Source organism: Arthrobacter sp. AK01 (assembly GCF_021109375.1).
Taxonomy (GTDB): domain Bacteria; phylum Actinomycetota; class Actinomycetes; order Actinomycetales; family Micrococcaceae; genus Arthrobacter.
The window spans coordinates 1-2,727 of record NZ_JAJOHP010000135.1 but is presented as its reverse complement, the minus strand read 5'-3'; the positions used below and the strand labels follow the sequence as shown (position 1 = coordinate 2,727).

2 protein-coding genes are annotated in these 2,727 nt (G+C 64.0%); one reads left to right on the top strand and one right to left on the bottom strand.

Annotated features, from left to right (window positions below):
- Positions 1–199: 199 nt before the first annotated feature.
- Positions 200–1,705: an S-layer homology domain-containing protein gene (locus LN996_RS23375; protein ID WP_231343481.1), complete on the bottom strand. Its 1,506-nt coding sequence runs from the start codon at positions 1,703–1,705 to the stop codon at positions 200–202.
- A 128-nt stretch (positions 1,706–1,833) separates the two neighbouring features.
- Here LN996_RS23375 and LN996_RS23370 point away from each other — a divergent pair, with 128 nt between their 5' ends.
- Positions 1,834–2,676 (top strand): alpha/beta fold hydrolase, encoded by an 843-nt coding sequence (locus LN996_RS23370; RefSeq protein ID WP_231343480.1) that lies wholly within the window; start codon positions 1,834–1,836, stop codon positions 2,674–2,676.
- The last annotated feature ends 51 nt before the right edge of the window (positions 2,677–2,727 follow it).

Here is a 2,727-nt window from a genome sequence, read left to right as displayed (position 1 = left end):
TCTGAGAACAGCTGGAAACGAAAGTGTCCCGCCTGATGGGGGGTGAGGCGGGGCACGTCAACTCTAATGGTGGTAGCTGGTTATTGACCGGGTGCCGATACATTTTTCTAGTGTCAGGCCCCAGCAATTGGGGGGGGCCCCCCCCCCCCCCCCGCCCCCCCCCCCCCCCCCCGGGCGGCCCCCCCCGTCGTGCTTTCCGCTAGGGGTGACCGGGGCGGCTCTCGCAGGCGATGCGGTCGCCGTCGCTGTCAAGACCGGCTACATCGCCGTACCACGGGAAGTAGTAGTCGAACCAGTCCTGGGCCTGGCGCCATGTGGCAAAGTCCGTGCAGTTCTTGCTGTTGCCCGGATTCGCCGGCGGCTGGGGCGTAACCGGCGGCGTCACAGGTGGCTGCGGCGTCGGCGTCACGGGCGGCGGGGGAGGAGAGCACGTGTTGCCTGTGATTCCTCCGGTGCCGCCATTGACGAAGCGGTACATGAACGCTGCCATGGCGTCACGTGCCACGGGCTGGAGCGGGTTGTACGCGCGGCAGCCGTAGCCGATGTCCCAACCGGTGGAGATGCCCTGCGCTGCAAGCCAGGTGATCTGCTTGTAGAACTGGGTTCCCACCGGGACGTCCTCGAACGGGGAAGTGCCGGGCTCGGCGAAGTCCGGGTTGCCGCCGAAGCGGTACAGGAAGGCTGCCATGGCGTCACGGTTGACGGGTGTGAGCGGGCGGAAGGTCTTGGAACCGTTCGCTTCGGTCCAACCCGTTGAGATGCCACTCGTGGCCAGCCAGGTGATTTCCTTGTAGAACTGGCTCGACGGCGTCACGTCAGTAAACGGCGACGTCGCCGGCGGTGTGAACGCAGGTTTGCCGGCCAGGCGGTAGAGGAACGCTGCCATGGCGTCACGGTTTACGGGGCTGAGCGGACGGTAGGTGCGCGTCCCGTTCGCTTCCACCCAGCCCGTGGAGATTCCTTGCGATGCGAGCCAGGAGATCTCTGCGTTGAACTGCGTAGAGCTGTTGACGTCGCTGAACGTGATCGGTTCTGTGGGAGGAGCGTCCACGGCGATCGTCGGAACAGCGACCTGCGTGGTTGCACAGGAGCCCTGGATGGCCGACGAGATGGCCGCCGACTCGGCTTGGTCGATGGCCAGCTGCCAACGGTATTTCACCAGTATCCAGTCCGTTGCGTACCGGCAGGCGGTTCCTGCCAGCGGCGGCATCCATTCGGCCGGGTCGCGGTCGCTCTTGGACTGGTTCACGTTGTCGGTCACAGCTTCGAGGGCCACGTCCAAGGTGAGGTCGTTGGCGTAGTCGCGGCGCTGTTCGGCTGTCCAGGCGCTTGCGCCGGAACCCCATGCTTCGGCGAGGGGGACCAAGTGGTCAATGTCGACGTCGGACGCGTTTGTCCACGTCCCGCCGTCGTACCAGGACGTCCACTTACCTGTGGCCACTGTGCAGCCGGAGCTGAACGTCACGGGTGTCAGCGATTCCTGTTGAAGGACTTCGGACCGGGTGTCGCAGCTGTCGCTGTCGGCGTCCACCCAATGCTGGAACAGGTCGCGGTTGTAGCCGGTGTTTGATTCAGCGGCGACGGTCAAGGATGAGAGAAGGGCAGCGACGCTTGCTTTGTCCGAAGCAGTCGCGGTTTGCGGCAAAAAGACAGCCGCCGACGCGGTCAGCGATAGGATCGCCAACCACGAAAGAGCCTTGGGCATCTGGGTTCCCCATATTCGATTAGAGCGCTCTGAGCAGCGCATACATCATGGGATGCTACAGGCGGGATGGGTTCCGTCAGGAACCTTGTCACCTCGTGACTCCGGCGTGGCGGGCGTACTCTGGGTCCATGGAGTCCGAGGTCAGGACTGTCGCCCTGCGAACCGGCATCAGCGTTCCCTGCTTTGTCCAAGGTCACCTTGAGCAAACGCTCGACGACGGCGGCGCGCCGTTGGTCCTGTTGCACGCCTGGGGTGAATCCTGGCGGAGTTTTGAGCGGCTGATTGCCGCACTTCCGGATGTGGTTGTGGTGGCACCGGATCTGCGTGGGCACGGTCTTGCTGACAAACCTTCGGGCGGTTATTCGCTGGTGGAGGTAGCCGAAGACGTCGTGGCCTTGTTTGATGTCCTGGGTCTTGTCCGTGCGCACGTGCTGGGTTCATCCAGCGGGGGATATGTGGCGCAGCAACTGGCGGTGACACGACCCGATCTGGTGGCATCTCTGATTCTGGTGGGTGCGCCTTTGAGTCTCCGTGGGAAGCCGGCGTTCGCCGCCGAAGTGGATTCCCTCACTGACCCGATTTCAGAGGAGTGGGTGCGCGGGTCGTTGTCCTGGTACCGGCTGCTGCATATGGTTCCCGCCTCTTATATCGAGGACCGCGTGCAGGACGGCATGGCCATGCCGGCTGCCGTTTGGAAATCGTCGCTGCGAGGCTATTACGAAGCCGTTCCACCCACGGAAGCCGGGACCATTTCAGCCCCCACTTTGGTTCTCTGGGGTGCCCACGACCATCTGGTGCCGCGGAACCATGAAGAGACCCTGGTGCGGCGCATCCCGGGGTCCCGGCTCAAGGTCTACGAGGAGACCGGGCACTTGGTGCTGTGGGAGTGCCCGGAGCGGGTGGCGGGGGATGTGGCGGGGTTTTTGGGTGAGGTGCGGGGGGGGGGGGGGCGGGCGGGGTGGGAGACATAGGGCACAAGGATATGAATTGGGGGAGACTACGGCAGAAAAAGAAAAAGAGAG